Raw genomic sequence first — 5,873 nt, 5'->3', positions numbered from 1 at the left:
TGTTCGGTACGATCTGCCAGTACATCCAGATACGCTTCCTGAGAAGACGTCTTTTTGACCTGAATATCGGTATAGCCGCTAAATGCCGGAAGAAGATCTTCATGGGCGTCCGCGTAATGGAAGTCGCAGATGGTCGAAAAGAGCGACATGAGTTCCGGTAAATTGTGGAACGTGGAAAAGCGCGTCACTGGTCGCAGCGAAGATGCATCCACATCAACTTCAAAGTTAGTCTCACGCTGCGCAAATGTATTGATCCACTGGTCGAAGCTGGAAATCTGCAGATCTTCAAGCGCATCAGGCTGGAGATAGTTTTGCAAAACGAACAGATCCGCCAGCGAGTTGGTCAGAGGCGTGCCGGTCGAAAAAATCATGCGGTCGACGGTTTTGCATTTCTCGACCATTTCCTTGCATTTGACCGCCCCTTCGGAATGAAGTCCGACGACATTATCGGCTTTGCAGAAGAGCGGGATGTTTTTGTATTTATGGACTTCGTCCACAAAGAGAACATCAAAATCCAGATCATCAAATCCCAGTCCGGGATTGGGATTTTCGCTCACCTTATCACGGTAGCGCTCGAGGGTTCGTGTCATCGATTCGAGCTTGCTTTCCAGTTTGGCACGCATCGGTCCTCTTGTATTCAGCCAGCTCTGACGGACTTTCTGGATTTCCTCCTGCTGCATTTCCACCCAGTAAGAAGGCGTCATTTTAATGCGGTCAAAAATGGAATGCGGAATATAACACACTGTAAAATCCGATGTCCGGATTTTTTCCAGTGTCTCTTCTCGGTTTTTCGGTCGGAAATCCGCTGGCCCGATAGCGAGTATGTCATCTTCTGGATACAGAAGTTCATGCGCATCCAGAAATTCCTGATACACCTGGTTTGGCATTGTAATCAGAATGCGTTTGGCCAGACCGAGTCGATGCAGTTCATGCGCGCCGCAAATCATTTCGTACGTTTTTCCCGTTCCGACTTCATGGGCGAGCAGTACGTTTTCATCCGAAAGAAGGATTCGCGCGATCGCGTTGATCTGGTGCGGATACAGATGAATATCCGGGTTCAGATCTGGGAATTCGAGAAAGGTTCCGTCAAATTCCGTCGTTCCATACGAAGAAAACTCTTCGTTATACGCCGTTTCGAGCTCTTCCATACGGTGGAGATCGGATTTGCACCAGTCAACAAACGCTTCAATGATTTTCTGCTGCTTTTCCTGCGCTTCCTGCGTCTTTTCCTTGTTCAGAAAGGATTTCGTAACAAAGTCGCCTTTTTCGTAAACGACTTTTCGATCATAGACTTTTACCGTTCGCGCATTCATCGTCTGTTCAATGATCTTCAAAGCGGAAATGTCCATGGTACCGTAGACCATTTCGTTCAGTACGGAAAATACTTCTCCGGATTTGAACTGAACGCGCCATAAGCCGAGCGTCGGTTCATAAATTACCGATCCTTCCATGAATACGCCCAGAAGTTCCTTAACGAAATCGGTATACATTTCTTCTGGAATCCAGGTGGCTCCCAGCGTGATATGAATGTGTTCGATATCAATTCTGGGCGGCAGCTTGCGATCGAGCGCGTCCAGATTGGCCTGAAAATAGCCCGGGCAGCGTTTCTCATAAGCATCGGCACGCATCCGTTTCTGACGGAGGTTTCCGTTCAGATAGCTTGCGGCCAGTACCCAGCCGTCACTGAGATCGTATTCTTCCGAAATCTTCATATGATCGGGATCCTGGAAAATGCCGTGGCCGCGAAGACGTCCAATCAGCTCTTCGATGCTCAGGCCGGAAGCTTTGCTCATCCATTTGAGATCGACGCGTCCATTTTCACGAAGACTGCCGATCAGCGCATCCCCTGCAGATCCTTCTGGAATTTGTACGGAAGGATCTGGAATCTCTTCCTGGGCAGATGCCTCTTCTGACTCTTCCTCTGGATCCATATCATAAAAAAGATCCATTTCTTCATACTGCATATCCGAATCGTACGCTCACCCTTTTCTTCTCTGGCACAAGCTTTCAAATCATCCAATCCAAAACGGTTTGCGGATTATGAATTTCGATCGGAATCGTTTCATCTCTGCATTGTTTAAATCGGATTCTCTCCTGCGCAATGCTTTATTTTCGCACGTTTTCCAGTAAAAAGGAAGACAAGGTACTCTTTCTCTGCTAACGGACTATTCGAAATTCTTCGATCGCGATCCCCCAGTCAAAAAAAGAGCGGTTTTCATACGAAAGCAGAAAAACATTATTTCAATTTATTTTCGGAAATTGATTGCGGTGTTTCAGAAAGGCATGATGAAACACAGAAAAAATGAGACCGGATCGGACCTGCTGTATCGATCTCCCTATCGCATCCAGGCAAAGACATGAAATTTCATATCCGATCTGCCTGAACCGCTGCTTTGAACAAAGGAAAGGCTGATCGCCAGACAGGCATCTTCAGATCGTATTCGGTCATTCAGTGAAAGGAACTGCATCATGACAACTCGTGTTGGTATTGTCGGTTACGGCAATCTGGGAAAAGGTACAGAAAAAGCCATTCAGGCTGCACCAGATCTTGAGCTGGCAGGCATCTTTACCCGCCGTAATCCCGAAAGTGTTCATCCCGTTTCAAATACGCCCGTCTACTCCATGGACGATCTTGAAAAATTCAAAGAAGATATCGATGTTCTGATTCTCTGCGGCGGTTCGGCTTCGGACCTTCCCGTTCAGACTCCGCAGCTGGCTAAACTGTTTAATGTGGTGGATTCGTTCGATACGCATGCCAGAATTCCAGAACATTTTGCGAATGTAGATCAGGCCGCAAAAGAAGGCGGCAAAACCGCAGCCATTTCTATTGGCTGGGATCCAGGACTCTTCTCTCTCGTTCGTCTGCTTTCTGAATCGATTCTTCCCGACGGCGATACGTACACCTTCTGGGGCAAAGGCGTATCGCAAGGCCATTCCGATGCGATCCGCGGCATCGAAGGGGTCGTGGATGCCAGACAGTACACTGTACCGCGCAGCGAAGCGCTCGAAGCCGTTCGCGCAAACGAAAGACCTCAGCTCACTACCCGTCAGAAACATACGCGCGAATGTTATGTCGTCATCGAAGAAGGCGCCGATCCGGATCGTATCGAACAGGAAATCAAGACGATGCCAAACTACTTCAGCGATTACGATACGACGGTATACTTCATCTCTCAGGAAGAACTGAACCGCGATCATGCAAAGCTTCCCCATGGCGGATTCGTTCTGCGCAGCGGAGCAACCGGTGAGAATAAGCATCTCATCGAATTCTCACTCACTCTGGATTCCAATCCGGAATTCACCTCCTCTGTTCTGACCGCTGTAGCGCGCGCAGTTGTCCGCATGAACAAGGAAGGTCTTACCGGCGCGAAGACAATCTTCGACATCCCGGCAAGCTACCTTTCCTGGAAAACCGGCGAAGAACTTCGTTCCACTCTTCTTTAAACATTAATTCTCACCCTCTGTCTTTGGCGGACAGGGGGTATTTTTCGTTTTTTGCGTTTAACCGAGCCAGAAGACTGTTCTTGAGCGAATTGTTGAAAGTGTCCCTTTCTCTTGAAATGGTAGCCGTCCCATTTCTGCGGCGCTCTTATAAGCGTATCAAGTATGCGGATTTGTTATCCTTATTAAAAATCCTCTGGGTTAAAATCCATCCTGTTGGGTTAAAATCCATCCTGTATAAACACCAGAAGGAAGTCTGAATGACCAGCCAGAATTCCGGCTTTTCTTCGATGAGGATTCTTCAGAACATCCGTATTTCAATGATTGTCAGAAAGGAAGAAAGCAGAAAATTTATGACCGCAAATCCGAATACTCCCCTTACTAATTCCGTTTCCAAAGAAAAAATCGATCTGAGCAAGAAGCCGTTTCTTACCAGCCCGGAACAGAAAGCGATCGTCTTTCTGGATCTGGACGGAACGCTCTGGATGCATGAAATCATTCCCGATTCCGCATTAAAAGCAATTCGCGAAGCCAGAGAAAACGGTCATCTGATTTTCGTCAATACCGGCCGCAGCAAAGACGGTGCGATTCAGTCCATTCAGTCTGTGCCGACCAGCGGTCAGGTCTATTCCGCCGGTACAGAAATCTGGATGGATGGAAAGCGAATTTTCTACCGTCCCATGCCTTCCCATAAGGCAAAGGCGCTTTTTGATCGCCTGCAGACAACGGGCTGCGGTATCATGATTGAAGGATCTGATTCCAGTTTTTCGGACCAGATCACCAGAGACTATCTCCAGCAGCTCGCTGCCAGACAAGGCATTTCCAGCCGGTATCTTCACGTCCCGTTTTACGAGGATATGCGCGATGAAGACTGGGAAAACGTCATGAAGATTTCCGTTCATGGTCTTAAACCTGGCGAGATTGATTCCTTCCTGCAGGAAAACGGTATGGTTCTGACGCTTTTCAGCAATCAGGATTTTAAGGATCTGCTCTCTGGTGAAATTACTATGAAAGATTTGAACAAAGGCACCGCGTTTCAGTCCATTCAGGACGCTTTGCATAAACAGTTCACTACGATCGCGATTGGCGATTCCGCAAATGATCTTCCGATGTTTGAAGCTGCGGATCTGGCCATTGCAATGGGTAACGGGACACAGGAAGCCAAGGCTGCGGCCAGCTGGATTACCGATACGATCGATAACGACGGCTTATACAAAGCGTTTGAAGCGGCTGGCCTGATCAAATCCAGATAATTCCATAATTCTTCCATTCCGCTTCCATCTGATCCGGGCGATATTGGTCAGATGCGCGTGTCTGAATGCCGGATTAATTTCCTTTTTCTTCACCTTGCTTTCCGTTTCACCCCGCATTACGCTTTTATCAAAGAAGGAATGGAACCGCTTCAAACGAATACGTTTAAGAAAAGGAAATTGTAGTTTATGAAAGAAAACAGTGACAGCGTTTCTTCTTCGAAGAAACAGCTCGATGTACCACCTGCCCCTCCTGCAGCTGCAGAGTCAAAGACGGAAGCAGCGGAAAAAGAAACGTCCAGCATTCCCGCTGGCTATGAAGAAATCGGCCGTACCGATTTCAAGGACCAAAGGCTGATGCTCTGGATCAATATCATTGGTTCAATTCCGCCTGCTGCCGGCTTTCTCTGGTACATCATTTATTTCTTTAAGAACGATCTGCCTTATGCACAGTTCAACAGAGATTTTTTCTGGTACTGCCTCATTTACGTCGTCTACATCGTTCTCCACGAGCTGACACACGGAATCGTGTATTCCTTAGCCACACGCAGGAAACTCTGCTTTGGCTTTAATGGAATGATCGCCTGGTGCGGCGTTCCCAATGTCTATGTCAATCGAGCCACTGCTCTGACCGCTCTGCTCGCTCCGTTTGTGGTCTTTGACATTGTCTTTGGAATCCTGTGCTATCACCCGATCGTTGCCTGGATGCAGCCAGTCTTTGTGCTTCTGCTTCTGACCCACATTGGCGGCTGCATTGGCGATCTGTACGATACCTGGCTGATCCTTTTTGACTATCGCCAGAAAGGTCTGCTTATGAAAGATGACGGTCCTACCCAGATCTTCTACGCGCCAATTGAAGAGGAAAAGCATTAAGGCGGCTTGATAAAAGGCATGGTATGAATTTACGAACCCGCCAATCAAACACCGTGAACCAAAAAAACAAGAACGAGGTTCGGATTTTTCCATTCCGAAATGGTCTGGAGGGAAATCCGAACCTCGTTTTGATTTCTGTCGCAGTTCATGCGCAGCAGATAAAAAAAGAGCCCGTTTCCGAAGAAACAGACTCTCCTTTTTTTTGAAAGAATGAAGATTTGCGTAAATCCGATTTACCAGGACGGATCCGTCAGATTGTTTGAATTCAGCAGGAACTCGCGTTTCTGCTCATCCTCTTCGATCAGATCG

At 47.6% G+C, this 5,873-nt stretch carries 4 protein-coding genes; 3 read left to right on the top strand and 1 reads right to left on the bottom strand.

What is annotated here, in order from left to right; translation table 11 throughout:
• A partial coding sequence (locus ACLUYS_RS09155) for an SNF2-related protein (RefSeq protein WP_412659667.1) occupies nucleotides 1–1,964 on the bottom strand: 1,964 nt, incomplete at its 3' end.
• A 505-nt stretch (nucleotides 1,965–2,469) separates the two neighbouring features.
• Between ACLUYS_RS09155 and ACLUYS_RS09150 the strand changes: the two genes are divergently transcribed.
• The 3 genes from ACLUYS_RS09150 to ACLUYS_RS09140 all read left to right on the top strand — a co-directional run bounded on the left by ACLUYS_RS09150 (nucleotide 2,470) and on the right by ACLUYS_RS09140 (nucleotide 5,564).
• Nucleotides 2,470–3,444, top strand: coding sequence for a diaminopimelate dehydrogenase (locus ACLUYS_RS09150; protein ID WP_230267980.1), 975 nt, complete (start codon nucleotides 2,470–2,472; stop codon nucleotides 3,442–3,444).
• 350 nt (nucleotides 3,445–3,794) lie between these two features.
• On the top strand, nucleotides 3,795–4,694 hold the full coding sequence (locus tag ACLUYS_RS09145; protein ID WP_288340090.1) for an HAD hydrolase family protein: 900 nt from the start codon (nucleotides 3,795–3,797) through the stop codon (nucleotides 4,692–4,694).
• A 186-nt stretch (nucleotides 4,695–4,880) separates the two neighbouring features.
• Complete coding sequence (locus ACLUYS_RS09140; protein ID WP_412659666.1) at nucleotides 4,881–5,564, top strand: DUF3267 domain-containing protein; 684 nt, start codon at nucleotides 4,881–4,883, stop codon at nucleotides 5,562–5,564.
• Nucleotides 5,565–5,873: the final 309 nt, after the last annotated feature.

Source organism: Allobaculum sp. (genome assembly GCF_047010065.1).
In the GTDB taxonomy this organism is placed as follows: Bacteria; Bacillota_I; Bacilli_A; order Erysipelotrichales; family Erysipelotrichaceae; genus Allobaculum; species Allobaculum fili.
Note: the sequence above shows the minus strand (reverse complement) of the source record. Positions and strands in the feature narration are given on the sequence as shown.

Coding starts and splice junctions, on each gene's coding strand:
- ACLUYS_RS09140 (WP_412659666.1), top strand. CDS start 4,881: ATGAAAGAAAACAGTGACAGCGTTTCTTCTTCGAAGAAACAGCTCGAT.
- ACLUYS_RS09145 (WP_288340090.1), top strand. CDS start 3,795: ATGACCGCAAATCCGAATACTCCCCTTACTAATTCCGTTTCCAAAGAA.
- ACLUYS_RS09150 (WP_230267980.1), top strand. CDS start 2,470: ATGACAACTCGTGTTGGTATTGTCGGTTACGGCAATCTGGGAAAAGGT.